The following is a 20,939-nucleotide window of genomic DNA, read 5'->3' as shown; positions in this document are numbered from 1 at the left end:
AGAACCTCATCGATGATGACCTCACCCAATGGAGGGAACTGCTGTTCCTAGCTCAGTGCTTTAATCGCACTGCCTTGGTCACCATCTCCTCCAGCGCCGCCGGTGACACCGGACGTAAGCCTGTCGCCTTCAGACATACGTTCACGTTCTCGCGCCGAATCGCCACATCCGAATGTGCATGCCCATGCACCGTGCACTCGAACCCCTCTCGAGCTGCCCACCGGGCCAGCTTGTCCGTCTGATGAGGATCCACCACCGCAAACTCCCCCACAGCCCGCGGAATATGAGTCAGCAGCACAAGCCACCGACCAATCCGCACCTGCAGATCAAACGAGATCACATCGAAGACCTCCCTATACTTCGGTGTCCACTCCCTAACCGAATCCATCCCGAACATCGGATGCACACGATCATGGTTGCCCGGCACCAGAATCATCCTGAAAGACTTCTCACGCTTGAGCTCTCCCAACCGTTGCAACGCCTCATCATCACGACGTACCGAAATATCCCCCAGACACACTAGTCTCACGCGATCTGGAATCTCCCGAAGGTTATTCAAAATCACTGCATCATGTTGATCAGTTGAAACAAACCCACGCAATTCTGAAACCAAGCGGTGTCCCAGATGAAGATCAGACACCGTCCAGAAACCTGGTCCTACTTCACCAGCACCCATTTCTACCTAACCTCAAGGAGTTCAATCCCCTAACTGTAAGCAGAGGAATCGTATTTTGCATCTGATGTGAGGCTCTAGAGAGTTGGCAGCTCACCTAGGGAGTTCAAAGTTGTCACATGGCTAGCCACTAGTGGCGTCTCCGCCGAACGCCCAATATTTCGCCTGCGGTGCATCCACCAGCCCACGCGGTTGCACCGTTGTCCCGGCCACCCACTACAATTTTCAAGCATGACTACCCCAGCTACCGGCAATTCGACCAGCCCAGAAGGCCAGTCCGGCGCAGGCAACGCGGATTCAGCGAACGCCACCACGTATCGCTACACCCCGCAGCTTGCAGCGGAGATTGAGAAGCGCTGGCAGGACGTGTGGAGGCAGCAAGGCACGTTTAACGCTCCCAACCCCACGGGAGATCTTTCGGAACCGGGTTTGCAGCTGCCGGAAGACCGCATGTTTGTGCAGGATATGTTCCCTTATCCGTCCGGTGTGGGTCTGCACGTGGGGCACCCGCTGGGTTATATTGCCACGGACGTATTTGCGCGCTTCCACCGTATGAAGGGTGCAAATGTCCTGCATACGCTGGGTTATGACTCTTTCGGCCTGCCCGCTGAGCAGTACGCTGTACAGACCGGCACTCACCCGCGTACCACCACGATGGCGAATATCGAGAACATGGAGCGCCAGCTAGGTCGCCTGGGTTTGGGTCACGATAAGCGCCGTTCCGTGGCTACCACGGACACTGATTTTTACCGGTGGACGCAGTGGATTTTCCTGCAGATTTACAACTCCTGGTTTGATCCAGAGGCTAATGACGGCAAGGGTAAGGCGCGTCCGATTGCTGAGCTGGAAGAAAAATTTGCTGGCGAGCGCGAGGATTGGTCTTCTCTGAGCGAGGCTGAGCGTCAGGCCATTCTCGATGAACACCGCTTGGTGTACCGCTCGAACTCCATGGTCAATTGGTGCCCCGGCTTGGGAACTGTGTTGGCTAATGAGGAAGTCACTGCGGACGGCCGTTCCGAGCGCGGTAATTTCCCCGTTTTCCGCAAGAATCTCCAGCAGTGGATGATGCGCATCACTGCGTATTCGGATCGTCTGATTGATGATCTGGATTATTTGAATTGGCCGGAGAAGGTCAAGTCCATGCAGCGGAATTGGATTGGTCGGTCCCGTGGTGCAGAGGTTGTTTTTTCGTCCGACGCCACCGATGACTCGATCACTGTATTCACCACTCGGCCGGATACTCTTTTCGGTGCGCAGTACATGGTGCTGGCTCCGGAGCACGAGCTCGTGGACTCGCTGGTGGAAGCCGCTGGTGACCAGACTTATGACGGTGTGGACGAGCGCTGGACCAATGGTTCTAGCAATCCTGCTGAAGCAGTTGCAGCGTACCGTGCGTCTATCGCTGCGAAGAGCGATCTGGAACGTCAGGAGAACAAAGAAAAGACCGGCGTGTACTTGGGTGTGACTGCCACCAACCCGGTCAACGGCGCGTCCATTCCCGTATTCATCGCTGACTACGTCCTGATGGGCTACGGTACCGGTGCCATCATGGCCGTTCCGGCGCATGACGAGCGTGACTTCGAGTTCGCCAAGGCTTTCGGACTATCCATCACCCAAGTGGTCGCTCCGGAAGGTCAGCAACCTCCAAAGGGCGAGCTGGAAAAGGCTTTCGTTGACGGCGGCGTAGCTGTCAATAGTGCGAACGACCGTGGCTTGGACATCAACGGCTTGGGTCTGGACGAGGCTAAGGCCGCAACGATCGATTGGCTGGAAAACAACGGTACTGGTCAAGGAAAGATTCAGTACAAGCTGCGCGATTGGCTCTTCGCTCGCCAGCGCTACTGGGGCGAGCCTTTCCCTATCGTCTATGACGAGGATGGTGTAGCTCACCCACTGCCTGAGAAGATGCTGCCCATCGAGTTGCCTGAGGTAGAGGATTACAAGCCGGTCAGCTTTGATCCTGACGATGCGGATTCAGCCCCTCAACCCCCGTTGGCTAAGGCCAAGGAGTGGGTCAACGTGGAGCTGGATCTAGGCGATGGGCCGAAGATGTACCGGCGCGATACCAACGTGATGCCGCAGTGGGCGGGTTCTTCTTGGTACCAGCTGCGATACATTGATCCCACCAACGACGATGCCCTGGTGGACATCGAAAATGAGCGTTATTGGGTTGGCCCTCGCGAGGGCCGCCCCTCCGGCGGCGTGGATCTGTACGTCGGCGGTGTGGAGCACGCTGTCCTGCACCTGCTGTACAGCCGTTTCTGGCACAAGGTTCTCTTCGACCTCGGTTTCGTATCCAGCTTCGAGCCGTACCATCGCTTGTTCAACCAGGGCTACATCCAGGCGTACGCCTACACGGATGCCCGTGGCGTGTACGTTCCCGCCGAGGAAGTCACTGAGCGCGAGGGCAAGTTCTTCTGGACCGACCCCGCCGGAGATGGCTCTGAGGAGGAGGTTTTCCAGGAGTACGGCAAGATGGGCAAGTCCCTGAAGAATGCCGTGAGCCCGGATGACATTTGCGAGAACTTTGGCGCGGATACCCTGCGCGTCTACGAGATGGCGATGGGACCACTGGACACGTCACGTCCGTGGGCAACCAAGGACGTGGTGGGTGCGCAGCGATTCCTGCAGCGTGCGTGGCGCCTGGTTGTGGACGAGTCCACCGGCCATTCCACAGTCACTAGTGCTTCTCTTTCCGACGACGACAACCGCGCGTTGCACCGCACCGTCGCCGGCGTCCACGAGGATTACGCTGAGCTGCGCGATAACACCGCCGTGGCCAAGCTCATCGAGTACGTTAACTACCTCACCAAGACTTACGGCGGCAGCGGTGCATACGGCCAAGCTGCTGTGCCACGCGCTGCAGTAGAGCCGTTGGTGCTCATGCTCGCTCCTGTTGCTCCACACATCGCAGAAGAAATGTGGGCGATCTTGGGTAACGACAATGGCGTCACCTATCGCCCCTTCCCTACCTGGGAAGAGCGTTGGTTGAAGGATGACAGCATCGAGCTGCCTGTTCAGGTGATGGGCAAGCTACGTGGGCGGATCACCGTGCCCGCGGATGCCTCGCGTGAGGATATAGAAAAGGCCGCATTGGAAGAGCCCAACGTGGTGGGCCATATTGAGGGTAAGAAGGTGGCGAAGATCATCGTTGTACCAGGCAAGATGGTCAACATCGTCGCGAAGTGACCACGGTAGTCGAAAAAGCGAAAGGCAGGCACCACAAATCGGTGCCTGCCTTTCATCCGTCTTGAGTGCCTGATTCTCTAGCCGATCAGCAGCGCAGACCCGATGGAGATAACCCAGGCCAAAGTGATGGGCATGATGAACCACACCACGGCCAGCCAAGGGCGCCACCGCAGGTGGTCGCGCCAGCGGGCGTAAGTGATCCAGGCGCTGCCGAACTGCCCGAATAGTGCGATCGCGGTGGGCAGGATGGCGAAGATAACTCGCATCGTGGTGCTGCACAGCATTGCGGAACTATCTGCCTCGCAACGTGGGCCGCCCATCACTTGGGACACCAAGTAGATCAACAGCGCAGTGCCGAACATGGCGGCAATGATGGCGAAGAAGAAAATCACCGCGTGGCGGGTGGACTGGTTGTTCTTCTCCAAGCGAAGCAGCGGATCTGCTTCGTAATCCAACGTATCCGGCCGCGACGACGGCATGGCACCGTCACGCGGCACGGAGATACGTGGCTCGTGGGGATCAGGGGAACCAAGCGTGTTAGACATGATGCTTCCGAGCCTACACAATCGAAAAACCGCAGGTTATTGAGCCTGCAGGACTACTGCTACACCGGGCTAATCATCACCGGCACCGGAGAGTGCCGCAGAATCTGGTTCGTGGAAGGTCCAATGAAAACACGGTTGAAGTCTCCCAGCACGGAAGATCCCATGACCAGCAGATCGCCCTTCTTCCACTTCATATCGTTCATAGCCCCGGACCAGCCATAACCAGCTCCAGCTTCAGTCTGGACGTGCAGATCCGGATGACGGGACAAAGCGCGATCTTTACCACGATCCAACAATGCCAGCGCCTGCTCGCGCCACTCGACCATCATGTCGTAGCTATCGGAAAATGGCACCGTCGTGGGATACATGGTGGCCCCGCGCGGGCTGAACGCCACCAAACGCAGAGGAACATTCCATCGTGCAGCCAAGTCCGCCGCGTGCCGCAACGCTTGGTGAGACTGCTCTGTATCCACATAACTACAGTTCACGCGCGTAATCCCCCGCTTAGAGAGCTTAGGATCACGCGGAGCAAGAGCCAGCGGAACTGGTGAGCAGTGCAGCAACGCGTCTGCAGTGGAGCCGATGCGGTAGCGCCCCTGAGGAGCGGCGGGATGGGATCCCAGCAGCATGAGATCCGCCTGAAAGTCCTTGGCGGCGTCGATAAGAACGGAGGTCTCCGAATGATCGGTAGAAACAGCGGAAGGAACCTCAGCGTCCAACATGGACGAGGGCACTCCCGCATCCAGGAGTGCCGAGCGGGCGGCCCGAGAACAGGCCTCAGATTCAGCCTGAAGCCACTGCGCAAACTCTTCGTTCTCCCGGGAACCGGGCTGCTGGGTCCACACTCGGGAAATCACCGTGGCGGTGCGGACAAGAACGGGTTGGGTGCGAGAAAGCCACGCCACGAACCGCGCGGCCTCATCGCCAGCGGAATCAGGGCGCCACGTCATCAGCACCCGGAGTGGACGAACTTCAGAGCCCTTCCCCTGCGGGGAAGAGCTCTTCGCAGGATTGCGGGGAAAAGCTGACTTAAAGCTTTTGGAAGTATTTTCGCTGCTCACGAATGCGTGCGCCTAGTCCTTGGAGTGTGCCTCGGTGTAGCGATTCAAAATCAGGTTGATCAGCGGAGCTGCCTTTTCCACCTGAGCAATCTCCTCAGGCGTGAGGTTTTCGATCATGCGAGCCAGTGCCACATTGCGGTTCTCACCGCTGCGGATCAGCTCTTCCTTGCCCTTCTCGGTCAGCTGCACGCTGACTCCGCGGCGGTCAGAAACATCTCGCACGCGAGAGACCAAGCCCATGGATTCCAGCTGGTTGACCGCGTTGGAGGCGGTTGGCATGCGAATGGCCTCTGCCTGCGCGATCTGGCTGATTCGCATGGGGCCAGTTTCATCCAGAATCGTCATGATGGACATCTGCGCCAAGCTGATGGTGTACGAATCTGCTTGGCGGAAGTACAGCAGGTTGAGACGTGACAGGGCCGGTCGCAGATCTTGTGCGATCTCTAGCGGAGTCTTGGGCATGTTTATACGCTACCTCAATGGGCTTAAGTTGTTTGCGAGATAAACCTTAATCGCCCGTGGGCTGAACAGTGCAATTGGCGCACCCTAGGAGGCAAACCCAGGAGGGGAACCCAATAAGGCGCGCACGTCCGGCAAACTACGCGCCGTTGATGAATTCTTCCAGCTGCGCGCGAGCAACGTCATCAGGCAACTGCACTGGAGGGGACTTCATCAGGTAGCTGGACGCCGGGTTGACCGGACCGGCCACTCCCCGGTCCAAGGCAATCTTGGCGGCGCGCACGGCATCGATGATGATGCCCGCGGAGTTAGGGGAATCCCATACTTCCAGCTTGTACTCCAAGTTCAACGGAACCTCGCCGAAAGCGGAGCCCTCGAGGCGGACGTACGCCCATTTGCGGTCATCCAACCATTCCACGTAGTCGGACGGGCCGATGTGGACGTTGCGGTCTGCCACCTTGCCGGCCAGCGGACTGGTTTTGAGGTTGGACGTCACGGCCTGAGTCTTGGAGATCTTCTTGGACTCCAGACGCTCCCGGTCCAGCATGTTCTTGAAGTCCATGTTGCCGCCCACGTTGAGCTGCATGGTGCGCTCCAAGCGCACGCCACGGTCTTCAAACAACTTAGCCAGCACGCGGTGGGTGATGGTGGCGCCTACTTGGCTCTTGATGTCATCGCCGACGATGGGCAGGCCAGCGTCTTCGAACTTCTTAGCCCACTCCGGGTCAGAAGCGATGAACACAGGAAGCGCGTTGACGAAGGCACAGCCTGCGTCGATGGCGCACTGCGCGTAGAACTTGTCTGCCTCTTCGGAACCTACAGGCAGGTAGCTGACCAGCACGTCTGCGTTGGCGGCCTTGAGGGCTTCTACCACGTCAACCGGTGCTTCGGAGGATTCTTCGATGGTCTCCAGGTAGTGCTTGCCTAGGCCGTCGTAGGTGTGTCCGCGCTGAACCTTGACTCCCAGCTCCGGCACGTCGGCGATCTTGATGGTGCAGTTCTGGGAAGCCTCCAGAGCCTCGGAGACGTCCTTGCCCACCTTGTCCTCGTCCACATCGAATGCGGCAACAACCTCTACATCGGAGATGCGGTACGGGCCGAACTTTGCATGCATCAGGCCGGGGATATCGTCCCCATCGTTGGCGTCTGCGTAGTAGGTCAGACCCTGAACCAGCGAGGTGGCGCAGTTGCCCAGACCTACGATTGCAATGTTCACTGTGTTTTCACTCATAACTTTCAAAGCTATGTCTCTACTCGGAAAATCCCGTGGTTGGCGGCGATGTTTATCGATCAAGTTGATTTAGTGAACCGATCAAGTTGACGCTGAACGTAGGATGTCGGCATGTCCGCCTCCTCCCTTTCGCGCCGCGTCATGGACCGTCATCTCGACCGCACCCGGGTGCTTGCCCAGGTGCGGCGTGGGGAGCGCAGCAGGTCTTCAATTCTCGACGCCACCCCGTCCCTGATCGCCTCCGCCGAAGTTCTTGGCGAGTCGATTGACGCCGATTGTCCGGTGTGCGGACAGCAAAACTTAAGGTTGACGCGCTGGATACACGGCCAGTGGTTAGGTGAAAAGTCGGGTACTGCGCGTAATGTAACGGAGATACAGAAACTGATTGAGGATTTCGCTGCGCTCGAAACGGGCGCGGACGCGGAGTTATCAATCCATACTGTGGAAGTGTGCTTGCACTGCAAGTGGAACTTTTTAACGCAGCACGAGGTACTCACGCTGCGTTAATAGCCAGAATTACTCGAGTAATGGAGATTTATCCCATTGTCTTCTGACAGTAAGCCACCGAGGAAGCGCCCGAACCGCAACACGTCGGCCAACCAGGGTCGTCCGAACAATGCCCGCGGCAAGGGAAACCAGGCTGGCGCCAAGGGCCAGTCTCGATCCAACGGTGCCCAGAGTTCTAAGGCTCAGCGCCCGAATTCCCAGGGTGCTAAAGCCCAGGGTTCTAAGGCCCAGCGCCCGAGTGCCCAGCGGAACCGCCCTGCTGCGAAGAATGGACCTAAGAATAAGGCCACGCAGCAGAAGGTGGCCTCTAATGGCAACATCACTGCGCGCGCCCGGAAGAAGAACAGCTGGAAGTCCAAGGAGTTCCGCCGTTCCCTGCTCGCAGGATTCGCAGCTCTTATGGCAGTGGCCATCATTGTTCCTCTGATTGCATTCTTCACCGCCTACTCCGTGACTAAGGTGCCAGAACCAGAGGAATTGGTGAACAACCAAATTTCCTACATCATGGCGTCGGACAATGGCACGGAATTGGCACGCATCGTGCCACCAGAAGGCAACAGGCAAAACGTGGACCTGAGTGAGATCCCCGAGCCAGTACGTAACGCTGTGCTCTCGGCTGAGGACCGCAACTTCTACACCAACCCCGGTTTCTCCGTGACCGGCTTTGCCCGCGCGGCATTTGGCCAGTTGCTGGGACGCTCTGGTGCCGGCGGCGGTTCCACGATTACCCAGCAGTACGTAAAAAACGCGCTGGTGGGCGATGAATTCTCCCTAACTCGTAAGGCCAAAGAGTTGGTGATTTCCGCCAAGATGGCACGCGAGTGGTCCAAGGACGAGATCCTTGAGGCCTACCTGAACACCATCTACTTCGGACGAAACGCCTACGGCATTTCCGCAGCATCCAAGGCATATTTCAACAAGGATGTCTCCCAGCTGACTCCGGAGGAAGGCGCGGTATTGGCCGCTACCATCCAGGCTCCATCCTCATTGGATCCGTGGACCAACCGCGATAATGCTGAATACCGGTGGAACTATGTCATGGACGGCATGGTGGACATTGGTGCAATTTCGCGAACCGAGCGTCTTAATGCCACGTACCCGGCCGTGCAGGATCCTGCCGCAACCGCCAACAACAACGTGGGTGAAGGCCCGAATGGACTGATCAAGTCCCGCGTGATTGCGGAGCTGGAAGAGGCCGGAATCACCGAAGAGCAGGTGAATACGGGAGGCCTGCGAATCACCACTACTATCGACATGCAGGCGCAAAACGCGGCGGTGGAGCAAGCCCGCACCCAGACCGAGAGCTTGGCCGAGGATGTGCGTGAGGCAGTGGTCTCCGTGGATCCGAAGTCTGGCGCTGTGCGCTCGTGGTACGGCGGCGAAGATCCAGTGGGTTACGACTATGCGGGTGCGGGCCTGCAGACCGGCTCAACGTTCAAGATCGTTGCCCTAGCGGCTTACTTGGACCAGGGAGGAAGTATCTACGATTACTTCGATTCTTCCCCTGTCACTACCGGCCAGACCGAAGTGACCAACGTGGACGACCAGTCCTGTGGCTCCTGCCCGATTTCGCAGGCGTTGAAGATGTCTCTGAATACCTCCTTTATCCGCCTGACTCGTGAGCTCAACGGCGGTGCACAGGACGTAGCCGATATGGCTCACCGCCTGGGTGCAGCAGAGACGCTGCCTGGCGTGGGTGAGACGCTGAAGGAAAACGGCGGAGCTCCGTTCGAAGGCATCACCCTGGGCCAGTATCAGTCCTCCCCACTGGACATGGCATCCATCTTGGCCACCTTGAGCAATGAGGGCATGTACTACCGTCCGCACTTCGTGCAGAAGGTAGAAAATGCTGATGGAGATGTTCTGCTGGATAACTCCAACCCGGAGGGCGACCAGGTTATCGATGAGGAAGTGGCCAACGGTGTGGTGGAGGCCATGGGCCCAATCGCCGCTTACTCCAATGGCAACAGCCTTGCGGGCGGACGTCCTTCGGCAGCCAAGACAGGTACCTCTCAGCTGGGCGATACCGGCCAGAATAAGGATGCCTGGATGATCGGTTCCACCCCGCAGCTGGCCACGGCCGTGTGGTTGGGAACTGTAGATAACCAGCCTCTGGTTAACGAATGGGGCGGCATCATGTACGGCTCCAGCGTGCCGGCCACGATCTGGAAAAACGTTATGGATAGCTCCCTGCAGAACGCCGACGTGGAGTACTTCGGTGATTCCGGAGACACGGCCAGTGGATCTGCGGGAGAGGTAGCCACCGGCGGTGGCGGCGGCGGTTACGAAGAACAACAGCCAGTGGAACAAGCACCGGTGACTCAGGCACCGGCTCCGTCACCGGCGCCTGCACCATCGCCGAACGAACCCGCACCAGTGCCTGCCCCTGCCCCAGCACCAAACAATGGTGGCGGACAGGACATCGGCGCGATTATCGACGGACTGATTAACCCTTAAGGTAGCTACTCTCCCGTTATCTCGAAGGCAACGACGATGACCCACCACTCCCCCGAGCCACAGGTTAAAGAAGGGAACACGGCGCACCCGCGGGTGCTGCCTTCCCAGACGGAACCTGCAGCTCGGGGGTTTGTTCGTTTCCTGGGCGGTCCCCCTGGATCGCACGCGTATATCGGACAGCAACCGTGGTGGACTCCCCTGCGTGTCATCCTGGCCTTGAGTGCATTCTTTCTCTCTTTTGGCTGGATGCAGAAAGCCAACTGTGTACGCACGGGCACCTCTCCCGACGGCCCGTTTGTGGATTGGTCCGGCCAGCCGCAGTACACCTCCGCCTGCTATTCGGACATCGTCGTTCTCTATAACGGCCGGGGGCTCAATGAGGGCATTTTTCCCTACGCTTACTCCTGGCAAGCCGATGGCGTGACGCGCTATCTGGAATATCCCGTGATCACAGGGCTATTCCAGTACCTCATGGCAATACTGACCCGCATCGTTAGTTCGGTATGGAGCGCCTTGGGACTTCCACCTGCAGCCGATGCTGCGCTCAACCTCGGTGTGACCGCAGTGTTCCTTGGTGCGTGCTGGATGGCTGCCTGCGCAATCATCGCGATGCTGGCAGGAAATCGCAAGTGGGACACACTTCTGATGGCACTGTCTCCCCTGGTCATCGTGCATGCCTTCACAAACTATGACGTGCTGTCCATCCTGTTTGCCGTGGCAGCGATCGCGGCGTGGGCACACTGCAAGCCCACGGGGGCGGGCGTGCTGGCTGGGTTGGGAATTGCTGCCAAGCTATGGCCGATCTTCCTGGTGGGTGCCATCATTTTGTTGTGCCTGCGCGCGCGACAGTGGGCAGCGATGGCCAAATTGATCGCGGGCACGGTGTTGACGTGGATCGCGGTCAATCTGCCCATCTACCTGCTATATCCCCAGGCGTGGGGAGAATTCTTCCGCCTGAACTCCACCCGCGGATGGGAGGGCTCCACCATTTATGCGGTGATTGCTCACGCCACCGGAAGAAGCAGCTGGGAAGGCACCACCCCCAGCAAGGCAGTGGTGGGCGCAGAGCAGTTCAACATGATCACCCTGATGCTGCTGTTGGCCGCACTGGTCGCGCTGACTGTCGTGGTACTCACCGCACGGCAGGCGCCCCGGCTGGGTCAGATCACGTTCCTGGTGGTGCTTGCCTTCATGATCACCAACAAGGTGTGGAGCCCGCAGTACTCCCTCTGGTTGGTTCCGCTGCTGGTCCTGGCCCTTCCTCGCTGGCGCTTGGTGCTCTCCTGGGCCGCGGTGGAGGCCGTGTACTGGTACCTGCGTATGTGGACCTTCCTCCCCCACAAGTTGGCGGCTCCGGACTGGCTGGTGGATTCATTCACGCTCATTCGCCTGGGCCTGTTGGTCGCGATGGCTGTGATTGTGGTGCGCCAAATATACGGCTACTCCCCTGACCCCGTTCGGGCAGCTCATGGTGGAAAAGACCCACTGAGTGGTGTGGCCAGGATGTCGTCGGGAAGAATAAAAGAATGAACAACACAACGATGTTTGTGACCATGGCCAGCGTGATGATCGGATTCATCCTCTTTGGCAGCAGCTACTTGGCCTTTTCCTACCGGAAATCTCGCGTACTGGTGTGGTCCTTGTTCGCCCTCGCGGTGGTCTTTATGACCTTCGTTCCAGTTACTGTGGCAATTTTCTTTGCGGCGGCAGGGCAATGAATCTCCTCGCGGGTTCGCACAGCCATTAGGTTTCCCTGCTCACAGCGAGTAAGCTGAACGGGTTGCTGACGCAACGACCCTCCTGCCATGCCAAAAAGGGTATGGCCGAAACTACAAAGACCATAGGAGGTGATGAGGTCCGTGCGTCAATACGAAATGATGATTATCATCGACCCTTCCCAGGATGAGCGCACCGTTACCCCGTCGCTGGACAAGTTCTTGGATATTGTCCGCAAGGAAAACGGTAAAGTCGAAAAGGTCGACGTCTGGGGCAAGCGTCGCTTTGAGTACCCAATTCAGAAGAAGGAAGAGGGCATCTACGTTGTTCTCGACCTGAATTGTGAAGCAAGTACCGTGCAGGAGCTTGACCGCGTCCTCAACATCAACGACACCATCTTGCGCACCAAGGTGCTGCGCAAGGACCAGTAATACGGTTCTTGATCTTTCCAGAAACCGGATAGTTTCTGGTCACTGACACCACCACACCACTTCACGAACACAGAGGAAAAGGCTCGAGTTATGGCACAGGGAGATACTCCGATCACTGTGGTTGGCAACCTCGTTGCTGACCCCGAACTGCGCTACACCCCTAACGGTGCAGCCGTAGCAAACTTTCGCGTGGCATCTACGCCGCGTCGCTACGATCAGCAGGCCGGTCAGTGGGTTGACGGCGATGCCCTGTTCCTAACCTGCAACGTGTGGCGCCAAGCTGCGGAGAACGTGGCGAACTCCCTAACCAAGGGTGATCGCATCGTTGTCACCGGACGTTTGCGCCAGCGTTCCTTTGAAACTCGTGAAGGCGAGCGCCGTAGCGTTATGGAAGTTGAGGTCGACGAAGTTGGCCCATCTTTGAAGTATGCAACCGCGCAGGTGCAAAAGGTAGCCCCTAACAGCCGCGGAGGCGGCCAGGGCAGCAACTTTGGTGGAAATGGCGGAGGCCAATCGAACTTCAACCAGGGTGGTCAAGGCTCTGCACAGGGCTTTGGCGGTCAGAGTAACTCTGGCAATGGCGGAAATGGCGGTAACCAGGGCTTCGGTGGACGTAATGCGTCTCGCGACGACGACCCATGGAACTCCGCTCCGCAGTCCGGTTTCGGTGGTGGCGATGAAGACCCACCGTTCTGATTCGCCAGTTGACTAGTTGACACTAGAAAACTTTTTAAACGCTTAAAGTCACACTCCAATGCACAACATTGCACAACGAAAGGCTGGATCATGAAGCTGATCCTCACCGCCGCCGTTGACAATCTCGGTGTTCCCGGCGACATCGTTGAAGTCAAGGCTGGCTACGGACGTAATTACCTGCTGCCTCGCGGCTACGCCATCCTGGCAACCCGCGGTGCAGAGAAGCAGATCGAAGGCATCAAGCGCGCTCAGGAAGCACGCGAGATCCGCGATCTGGATCACGCACGCGAAGTCAAGCAAGAGCTGGAAAACCTCTCCGGTGTAACCGTCCAGGTTCGCACCTCCGAGGCTGGCAAGCTGTTCGGATCTGTCACCGCTGATGACGTAGTCGCAGCAGTGAAGAAGGCCAATGGCCGTTCCCTGGACAAGCACTCTATTGCCTTGAAGAAGAACGAAGTGAAGTCCACGGGTATCTACGCCGTGGATGTGAAGCTGCAGAAGGACATTGTTGCTTCCCTGAACTTCGAGGTTGTTGCTCAGTAGTTCTTACCTGCTTTCTGGCTACCGGTAGAGATATCGATAGTGAACGGATGGCCGCGAAGAACTGCGCCTAACGCAGCAGCAAGACAGTTATTTAGCAGCATGCCTGCCTACCGCTTGGCCTAGACACCCAAGACGCGTGTTCTCTATTGGGGGAGCACGCACGGCTGGATGGGATCCTGCTCACTGAAATTGAGACACATATAGACAACAGCGCGCCTCAACTTGGGCCCCGTGGTGATTTCTTTCCTATGTATCCATAGGGGAAATTGTTCCGGGGCCTTCGGTGTATTTTCCGCACGCTTTGGAGATTTCCTGGCCTGTGCAAAACTTCCTTGGGGCAGAGCTGGAAGATGTGAATAAAAGGTGAAATCAGCGAATAATGCGTGACCTGCGGGTATAGAAGTATTGACTTACCGCGAGCTGGGAAAACGCTTATCCCCAAGTTATCCACCGCAATAAACGGTGAATAACCCGTCACGGCGCATGCTCTGACCTGCGGGTTTGTAGAAACGCGCAGGTCGCGGACTTGCGTATCCACAGTTTATCCACAGGGCCAACTGGGGAAAAGGAAACTGTCCACACCTTATCCCCAAGTTATCCACAGTGCGCTCTGTATAGTTGTGGATAACTCGTTTGTGGGCGATGTTGGCGAAGGAGTTTAGTAGTGTCTCGCCGCGCGCTAGAGTACTTCTCATGAGTACACAGGGACAGGGTATGCCGGACGAAGAACAGTGGGCTGCGGGCTACGGCGATTTCCCTGAAGACGGGGGAGCGCCAGGGGGATGGTCGCGCGGTAAGCCACAGGGGGATAGGTACCGCGCGCAAGACCTTGGCCGCCAAATGCCGCAGAACGTGGAGGCGGAACAGGGCGTGTTGGGTGGCATGATGCTCAACAAGGAAGCAATCGCTGACGTGGTGGAAAAGCTCACCACGGATGATTTCTACCGTCCCGCCCATGCCACCATCTTTAACACCGTTCTGCGGCTGTACGGCGAAGGCAAGGAGATTGACCCCGTCATTGTGGCGGGACGCTTGGATCGCGATGGGCAGCTGGATAGCGTGGGCGGCGCCACGTATCTACATAGCATCATTTCGCGCACTCCCACCTCAGCCAACGTGGGCTTTTACGCCAGCTTGGTCGCGGAGAAGGCCACGCTGCGGCGGCTGGTGCAGGCGGGAACGAAGATCGTCCAGTTGGGCTACTCCGGCATCGAGGGCGCAGAAGTGGCCACTGTGGTGGATAACGCCCAGCAAGAGATGTTCAAAATGACGAACACTGCTGCTGCGGAGGATTACCAGATCTTCTCCGAGCTTTTGGATGACACGATGCAGGAGATCGAGGAGAAGGAGGCTGAAGGTGGCCTCGCTCAGGGTGTACCTACGGGCTTTGTGGATCTGGATGACATGACCAATGGCCTGCACGGCGGACAGATGATCATCGTGGCTGCGCGACCTGGTGTGGGCAAGTCCACGCTCGCCTTGGACTTCATGCGTAGCGCATCCATTAAGCACAAGAAGACGTCTGCACTGTTCAGCTTGGAAATGAGCAAGTCTGAGGTGATGATGCGCATCTTCTCGGCGGAAGCAGAAGTGCATCTATCCGCCATGCGCGGTGGCAAGATGGATGAGGATGACTGGAAGCGCCTGACTTTGCGCCTCGGAGAGATTGACCAGGCACCCATCTTCATCGATGATTCTCCCAACCTGACCATGATGGAGATTCGCGCAAAGGCCCGCCGTTTGAAGCAGCAGCACGATCTCTCACTCGTGGTGGTGGATTACCTCCAGCTGATGAGCTCGGGCCAGCGCGTGGAATCCCGTCAGCAAGAGGTCTCGGAGTTCTCTCGTCAGCTGAAGTTGTTGGCTAAGGAAGTCGATGTCCCGGTGATCGCCATTTCGCAGCTTAACCGTGGTGTGGAATCTCGTGGCGATGACGCACTTCCCCGAGTCTCTGACCTGCGTGAATCCGGTTCCCTGGAGCAGGACGCGGACATGGTCATGTTGATCAACCGTCCAGACTCGTCTAACCGAGATCATGAGCGTGCTGGTGAGGCGGACATCATCTTGGCGAAGCACCGTGGTGGTCCCATCGGCACGGTCACGGTGGCCCACCAGCTGCAGTACTCAAAGTTCAGCGACATGGCGCGCGATTACAGCTCGCCGATGTAGGCAACCGCGCCGATACCTGAGCGGCTGATACCAGGGTAGGGAAGAGCCGCGTTCTTAGTCGCGGAAGTGTGCCGCCAGTTTGCCGAGGATGCGGGTGAGATCCTCGACGTCCTCGGCGTCCAATTGCTCGAAGAAATGCTCGCGAACAGCCCCGGCGTGCCCGGGAGCTGCGTCTTTGATGATCTCCATGCCGTGATCCTCGATGGCCACGAAGGCGCCGCGGCGATCGTTGCTGCACAGCTCTCGGCGAACGAGACCGCGCTTGGTCATGCGGGTGATCTGGTGGGAAAGCCGGGATCGATCCCATTGCAGGGCATCTGCCAGTGCGGCAATTCGCTCGCGCTTTTCTGGGTGCTCGGAAAGATACACCAGCACCCCGTAGTCTGCCAGGGAGATTGCGGAATCGTTCTGCATTTGCCGCGCCAAGGCGGTGTCTAGGCGGCTGGTGACCAAGATCCAATCGCGCCACGTGCTCTGTTGGGCATCGGTGAGCCAAGGGGAGGCAGGGGTGAGTGCTTGTTCGTTAGTCGCTCTCATAGCTCTCATTTAATCACATCGACCAAGTAGTTGACACATCACCTATATGCGGTTATTGTTGTTTCCGGAACGCCAACACCACTGGATACGGCGCTCACCAAAAGATTTCTCCCAAAGAAGTTCCCAGGAAAGGAATTCACAATGTCTAACCTCAACAATTACGCAGGTACCTTTGTCATCGACCCAACCCACTCCGAGATCGGCTTCACCGCTCGCCACGCCATGGTGACCAAGGTTCGCGGTTCCTTCACCGAATTTAGCGGAACCGCATCCTCCGAGGAGAATCTCAACAATGCGCAGGTCAACGTAGAGATTGACGTTAACTCTGCGGATACCCGCAACGCTGATCGCGATGGACACCTGAAGACCGGCGACTTTTTCGAGGTAGAGAAGTTCCCAAAGATCACCTTTACCTCCACCGAGGTCACCGCCAAGGATGACGAGACCCTGGTCGTCACCGGCGATCTGACCATCAAGGACGTCACCAAGTCCGTGACCATTGATTTCGAGTTCAACGGCGAGGCCGTGGATCCATTCGGCAACACCCGCGTGGGCTTCGAAGGCCAGACCACCATCAACCGCAAGGACTTCGGTCTGAACTTCAACGCTGGACTGGAAACCGGCGGCGTGCTGGTCTCCGAAAAGATCGTCCTGAACTTCGACATTTCTGCAATCAAGCAGTAAACAGTTGTAGGACTCATAGTCGCGCGAGTATTCTGCGCCTATGACACGGCAGCACCGCTTACCTGACACGGTTTCTAAGCCGAACAGGAAAGCGGTGCTGTTAGTTTTTCTCGGCGGGGCACTAGGCGTGTTGATCTCTACTCTCATCCGCGTCCAGGGTTTGCGACTCATCGGCTACGAAGCGCTGCCGTTGTTGCTGGTCAACGTGGTGGGTGCCATGTTGCTCGGAGTGTTGGTTGGTCTCATTCCCGACGCCAAAGATCAGCGACGACTATTCCTCGGCACCGGCCTGTTGGGCGGTTTCACGAGTTTCTCGGCGATCCCCGCTAGCCTCTTTCCTCCGCTGAAGGCCGTGGCCGAGATGCATGGAACGGCAGGAGCGCCCAGCACCTATAGCACTGAGGAGATCGGCCGAGATCCAGTGTTGGACCATACCGGCTTGGAAGGCCTCATTTTGGCGCCCGTATCTCTGCTGGTGGGAGTCCTAGCCGCCGCGTTGGGACTGTGGTTGGCGCAGAAATTGATTGATCGACGCCAAGCTGGTGACCAGTCATGACTTGGATTCTCATTGCCGTGTGTGGTGGCCTGGGCGCCGTGGGACGCTACGTGATGGAGCAGTACCTCAAGGGTTCGCGAGGATGGAGCCCCTTGAGCACGGTTTCGGTGATCAATCTGCTGGGTAGCGCGTTGCTGGGCCTGCTGACTGGGATCATCTTTGTGGCTGTGGAAGCACAACCACAAACAGTGATGGTTCCCGCAGCGGTATCTGCCGCCGCCGTATGTGGAGGTTTCACCACTTTCTCCACCGCGATGGTGGAGGAGGTAAAACGAGCGTGGGGTATGTGGAATTCTATAGCAAGCCTGGTGTTCAACTTGCTCTTCTGCGTGTTGACTTTCGGATTGTTGGCCCTGATAGGGACCTTTTTGGGCAGCCTGATCTTCCAAGTTCCGTATTTCCCTGTGTGACCCCAGACGCGGCCCAAAGAGACTACTTCTTCGCCGTGACCCAAATATCAATCTCGGCGTAGACGGGCTCCTTGCCCGCAGCATCGGTGTAATGAATGGTCACAGTCACCGTTTGGCCACCGGATTCCTTGGTGATCTGGGAAAAATCAGGCAGCTCGGCAGTCGCCTTGGCGGTCAGTCCGCCCGTGGACTTAGTCAGGTACTTGGTGCGCATCCCTTGCGGCAGCCAGCGGTGCGTGGCAGGGAGTGAAGCCTCCGCCAACATGCCCATCGCCATCTCAGCCACATTGCAGGCGGCAATCGCGTGAAACGTTTTGATGTGATTGTTCACGCCAATCCACTTTGGTGCTTTGACCTCGGAGTATCCGGGGCGCATATCGATCACATGCGGAAAGACCGTGCCAAAGTACGGTGCCTTGGCACACACCGCGACGGAGAAAAGCCGCGAACCCCCGGGCTTGGAGGAAAGCTTCTTCCACATGGAGAAAGTTGAGGAAGGGTTGGAGTTGGCGTCGAATTTGGAAGACATGAACCACAGCTTAACCGAGGGAATAAGAAATGGGTCGCGTAGCGTTGATAATGAACAACGAACCGCTAAAGAAAGGGAAGTTACAAAATGGCTACCGTAGAAATCACCGGCGAGAACTTCCAGGACACCATCTCTGAGGATGGCGTGGTGCTGCTGGACTTCTGGGCAGAGTGGTGCGGCCCTTGTAAGCGCTTCGGACCAATCTTTGAAGAGGTCAGCGAGCAATTCCCTGATCACACCTTCGGCAAGGTTGATACTGAGGCTAACCAAGAGCTGTCCGCAGCACTGCAGATCCAGTCCATCCCTACGCTGATGGTCTTCCGCGACGGCGTACTGCTGGCTCGCGAGGCCGGACTGCTGCCTGCTGCTGCTCTCCAGGAGCTCATCGGCAAGGCCGAAGAGCTGGACATGGAAGAGGTGCGCAAGCAGATTGAGGCTGCTCAGGCTGAGCAGCAGCAAGCAGGGGAGTAACCCACTGCTCTAGTAGCTCCGGCTGCTAGAACGTTGCCGCGTCGATGACGAAGCGGTAACGCACGTCAGAATCAATGACGCGCTGGTAGGCCTCATTGATTTGCTCCGCAGGGATCACTTCGGTCTCTGCGGTGATGTTGTGTTCGGCGCAGAAATCGATCATGTCTTGGGTCTGCTTGATGCCGCCAATGGCGCTGCCCAGCACGCTGCGACCCTTGCCGATGAGCAAGCCGGCAGGGATCTGCATTGCTTCCGTAGGCAGGCCCAGCAGAACCAAACGGCCCTTGCGGCCAAGCATCTTGATGAACGAATTCACGTCGTGAGGTGCGCTGACGGTATCGATGATTACGTCGAAGGTATTGCGGAAGGGCTTGTCGAAGCCCTCGTCCGCGGTGGCCACGTAATTGGTGGCACCCAGCCGCAGGCCGTCGTCCTTCTTGGACAGGCCGTGGCTAAACACGGTGACCTCAGCGCCCATCGCAGCGGCGATCTGCACGGCTACGTGGCCGAGTCCGCCCATGCCCACGATGCCCACGCGGGAACCAGGGCCCACGCCCGCGTTCTGTAGTGGGGAGAACGTGGTGATTCCCGCGCAGAGCAGGGGAGTAGCGGAGGCGGCCTGCTCGGATTCGAGGTCGCTGAACGCCTCGGGGATGCGGATGAGGAAGTCCTCACGGCACACGATGTGCGTGCTGTAGCCACCCTGGGTGATGCTGCCATCGTGGCGATCCACACCGTTGTAGGTGCCCGTGGCGCCTTCTTCGCAGTAGTTTTCTTCATTGTCGACGCAAGCACTGCACGTGCCACAGCTATCGACCAAGCAACCGATGCCCACCACATCGCCTGTGGTGAACTTCTGCACGTCGGGGCCAGTCTCGATGATCTTGCCGATGATCTCATGGCCGGGAGTCATGGGGAAGTTATCGTGGGGCCAATCGCCGTTGACCGTGTGGATATCTGAGTGGCAGATGCCAGCCCAGCGGATTTCGAGGAGGCAATCGTCGGAGCGGAGTTCGCGCCGAGAAAGCGTGGATTTGGTGAGTGGGGAGTCAGATGATTCGGCTGTGTAGCATGCAACGTCCATGGGGAAAGTCTACGCTTGATGGCAAAATGCGCCTGTCCCACTGTTGATAGGTCACACCGCGATCTAAGGAGAGCTCATGGCTAATCCGTTTTCTAAGGGCTGGAACTATCTTCTGCAATCCCTCGATACCAAGATCGAGGAGAATGCAGATCCCAAGGTGCAGATCCAGCAGGCTGCGGAGGCTGCCCGTAAGCAGCATGCGGAGCTGACCAAGCAGGCCGCAGCGGTGATTGGTAACCGGAATCAGCTGGAGATGAAGCTGCACCGCCTGCAGGAGGACACGCAGCAGCTTTCCGATAATGCGCGCACGGCGATCCAGCAGGCGGACAAGGCCACCGCCGAGGGCGATGCAGCGAAGGCCCAGGAGTTGAACCAGACAGCAGAAGTGTTTGCATCTCAGCTGGTCACGGTGGAAAATGAGCTGGAGCAGACCAAGCAGATGCACGCTGGTGCCGTGCAGGCCGCTAAGCAGGCCGAGGCGCAGAAGCAGCAGGCCGATATGCGCTACCAGGAGCAGCAACAGCAGATTCAGCAGCTGCAGCAGCAAGTGGATCAAGCCAAGATGCAGGAAGCTACTGCGCAGTCCGTGCAGCAGATGAATGGCATGCAGGGTCTGCAGGACGATGATTCAGTGCCCACGTTGGATGGCGTGCGAGACAAGATCGAGGCCCGCTACGCCCGCGCATTGGGCGCTCAGGAGCTGGTGGAAGGTTCCGTGCAGGGGCGCATGGATGAGATCGCGGCTGCGGGCAATGACATGAAGGCCAACTCTCGCCTGGAGCAGATTCGCGCGGAGATGAAGGGCGAGCTGGAATCCGGCGATGGTCAGCCGAGCGGTGACGCGCAATCCGACGACTCGGACCCTTACCTCGGCGAAGAAAAGTAGACACATCACCCACCGCTAACCCGAAAAGGTTACACAGTGGATGCACATCTGCTTTTCTAGTTTGCGCGAGGGCGCAGGCGGGCGTACTTTGAGGCGTCCGCACTT

General features: G+C 57.9%; 22 protein-coding genes. 14 read left to right on the top strand and 8 right to left on the bottom strand.

The genetic code is table 11. The features are described from left to right. Positions 1–52 precede the first annotated feature (52 nt). Entirely contained in the window at positions 53–640 is a 588-nt protein-coding gene (locus CS919_RS05690; RefSeq protein WP_159460957.1) for a metallophosphoesterase family protein, read from the bottom strand. Between the two features lie 264 nt (positions 641–904). On the opposite strand from CS919_RS05690, the gene leuS reads away from it, so the two are divergent. After that, positions 905–3,862, top strand: a complete 2,958-nt coding sequence (leuS, locus tag CS919_RS05685) for a leucine--tRNA ligase (protein WP_099298522.1) — start codon at positions 905–907, stop codon at positions 3,860–3,862. 77 nt (positions 3,863–3,939) lie between these two features. Here leuS and CS919_RS05680 read toward each other — a convergent pair whose 3' ends face one another. The 4 genes from CS919_RS05680 to CS919_RS05665 all read right to left on the bottom strand — a co-directional run bounded on the left by CS919_RS05680 (position 3,940) and on the right by CS919_RS05665 (position 7,158). Further along, positions 3,940–4,407, bottom strand: coding sequence for a hypothetical protein (locus CS919_RS05680; protein WP_228073615.1), 468 nt, complete (start codon positions 4,405–4,407; stop codon positions 3,940–3,942). Between the two features lie 59 nt (positions 4,408–4,466). Further along, a complete protein-coding gene (locus CS919_RS05675) occupies positions 4,467–5,357 on the bottom strand; it encodes a universal stress protein (protein WP_099298581.1) in 891 nt (296 codons plus the stop codon). A 123-nt stretch (positions 5,358–5,480) separates the two neighbouring features. After that, the gene (locus CS919_RS05670; protein ID WP_099298521.1) at positions 5,481–5,930 is read right to left on the bottom strand and encodes a MarR family winged helix-turn-helix transcriptional regulator; all 450 of its coding nucleotides are present in this window, start codon (positions 5,928–5,930) and stop codon (positions 5,481–5,483) included. Between the two features lie 136 nt (positions 5,931–6,066). After that, positions 6,067–7,158 carry an inositol-3-phosphate synthase gene (locus CS919_RS05665; RefSeq protein ID WP_099298520.1) on the bottom strand — a complete coding sequence of 364 codons (1,092 nt, stop codon included), beginning with the start codon at positions 7,156–7,158 and terminating at the stop codon, positions 6,067–6,069. A gap of 111 nt (positions 7,159–7,269) precedes the next feature. On the opposite strand from CS919_RS05665, the gene CS919_RS05660 reads away from it, so the two are divergent. The 8 genes from CS919_RS05660 (at position 7,270) to dnaB (ending at position 15,677) form a co-directional block, all read left to right on the top strand. Further along, positions 7,270–7,665: a DUF5318 family protein gene (locus CS919_RS05660; protein WP_099298519.1), complete on the top strand. Its 396-nt coding sequence runs from the start codon at positions 7,270–7,272 to the stop codon at positions 7,663–7,665. Positions 7,666–8,064: 399 nt separating this feature from the next. Then, positions 8,065–10,122 carry a transglycosylase domain-containing protein gene (locus tag CS919_RS05655; RefSeq protein WP_194187518.1) on the top strand — a complete coding sequence of 686 codons (2,058 nt, stop codon included), beginning with the start codon at positions 8,065–8,067 and terminating at the stop codon, positions 10,120–10,122. A gap of 36 nt (positions 10,123–10,158) precedes the next feature. Further along, a complete protein-coding gene (locus tag CS919_RS05650) occupies positions 10,159–11,652 on the top strand; it encodes a glycosyltransferase family 87 protein (RefSeq protein WP_099298517.1) in 1,494 nt (497 codons plus the stop codon). Then, positions 11,649–11,840, top strand: a complete 192-nt coding sequence (locus CS919_RS05645) for a hypothetical protein (RefSeq protein WP_099298516.1) — start codon at positions 11,649–11,651, stop codon at positions 11,838–11,840. Before CS919_RS05650 ends, CS919_RS05645 begins: the two co-directional genes overlap by 4 nt. A 141-nt stretch (positions 11,841–11,981) precedes the next feature. Then, positions 11,982–12,269 (top strand): 30S ribosomal protein S6, encoded by a 288-nt coding sequence (gene rpsF, locus CS919_RS05640; RefSeq protein ID WP_099298580.1) that lies wholly within the window; start codon positions 11,982–11,984, stop codon positions 12,267–12,269. Positions 12,270–12,359: 90 nt separating this feature from the next. Continuing rightward, complete coding sequence (locus CS919_RS05635) at positions 12,360–12,965, top strand: single-stranded DNA-binding protein (protein ID WP_099298515.1); 606 nt, start codon at positions 12,360–12,362, stop codon at positions 12,963–12,965. A gap of 90 nt (positions 12,966–13,055) precedes the next feature. Then, on the top strand, positions 13,056–13,508 hold the full coding sequence (gene rplI / locus CS919_RS05630) for a 50S ribosomal protein L9 (protein WP_099298514.1): 453 nt from the start codon (positions 13,056–13,058) through the stop codon (positions 13,506–13,508). Between the two features lie 693 nt (positions 13,509–14,201). Continuing rightward, on the top strand, positions 14,202–15,677 hold the full coding sequence (gene dnaB, locus CS919_RS05625; protein ID WP_099298513.1) for a replicative DNA helicase: 1,476 nt from the start codon (positions 14,202–14,204) through the stop codon (positions 15,675–15,677). A gap of 54 nt (positions 15,678–15,731) precedes the next feature. On the opposite strand, the gene CS919_RS05620 is transcribed toward dnaB, so the two are convergent. Beyond that, positions 15,732–16,214 carry a MarR family winged helix-turn-helix transcriptional regulator gene (locus CS919_RS05620; protein WP_194187488.1) on the bottom strand — a complete coding sequence of 161 codons (483 nt, stop codon included), beginning with the start codon at positions 16,212–16,214 and terminating at the stop codon, positions 15,732–15,734. A 141-nt stretch (positions 16,215–16,355) separates the two neighbouring features. Between CS919_RS05620 and CS919_RS05615 the strand changes: the two genes are divergently transcribed. Genes CS919_RS05615 through CS919_RS05605 form a run of 3 tightly spaced genes read left to right on the top strand, consistent with a single transcriptional unit; the run spans position 16,356 to position 17,864 of the window. After that, positions 16,356–16,898: a YceI family protein gene (locus CS919_RS05615; protein ID WP_099298511.1), complete on the top strand. Its 543-nt coding sequence runs from the start codon at positions 16,356–16,358 to the stop codon at positions 16,896–16,898. A 40-nt stretch (positions 16,899–16,938) separates the two neighbouring features. Beyond that, positions 16,939–17,454, top strand: a complete 516-nt coding sequence (locus CS919_RS11000) for a CrcB family protein (RefSeq protein WP_099298510.1) — start codon at positions 16,939–16,941, stop codon at positions 17,452–17,454. Then, on the top strand, positions 17,451–17,864 hold the full coding sequence (locus CS919_RS05605) for a CrcB family protein (RefSeq protein WP_099298509.1): 414 nt from the start codon (positions 17,451–17,453) through the stop codon (positions 17,862–17,864). Before CS919_RS11000 ends, CS919_RS05605 begins: the two co-directional genes overlap by 4 nt. 22 nt (positions 17,865–17,886) lie before the next feature. On the opposite strand, the gene CS919_RS05600 is transcribed toward CS919_RS05605, so the two are convergent. Beyond that, positions 17,887–18,393 carry a hotdog fold domain-containing protein gene (locus CS919_RS05600; RefSeq protein WP_099298508.1) on the bottom strand — a complete coding sequence of 169 codons (507 nt, stop codon included), beginning with the start codon at positions 18,391–18,393 and terminating at the stop codon, positions 17,887–17,889. 87 nt (positions 18,394–18,480) lie between these two features. Here CS919_RS05600 and trxA point away from each other — a divergent pair, with 87 nt between their 5' ends. Continuing rightward, on the top strand, positions 18,481–18,864 hold the full coding sequence (gene trxA, locus CS919_RS05595; protein WP_099298507.1) for a thioredoxin: 384 nt from the start codon (positions 18,481–18,483) through the stop codon (positions 18,862–18,864). 25 nt (positions 18,865–18,889) lie between these two features. On the opposite strand, the gene CS919_RS05590 is transcribed toward trxA, so the two are convergent. Further along, positions 18,890–19,948 (bottom strand): NAD(P)-dependent alcohol dehydrogenase, encoded by a 1,059-nt coding sequence (locus CS919_RS05590; RefSeq protein WP_099298506.1) that lies wholly within the window; start codon positions 19,946–19,948, stop codon positions 18,890–18,892. Positions 19,949–20,024: 76 nt separating this feature from the next. On the opposite strand from CS919_RS05590, the gene CS919_RS05585 reads away from it, so the two are divergent. Beyond that, positions 20,025–20,834, top strand: coding sequence for a PspA/IM30 family protein (locus CS919_RS05585; RefSeq protein ID WP_099298505.1), 810 nt, complete (start codon positions 20,025–20,027; stop codon positions 20,832–20,834). The last annotated feature ends 105 nt before the right edge of the window (positions 20,835–20,939 follow it).

Origin of the sequence: Corynebacterium dentalis (assembly GCF_900232865.1) — a bacterium.
In the GTDB taxonomy this organism is placed as follows: domain Bacteria; phylum Actinomycetota; class Actinomycetes; order Mycobacteriales; family Mycobacteriaceae; genus Corynebacterium; species Corynebacterium dentalis.
The sequence above is the reverse complement of the archived record's forward strand: the minus strand, read 5'-3'. Positions and strand labels throughout refer to the sequence as shown.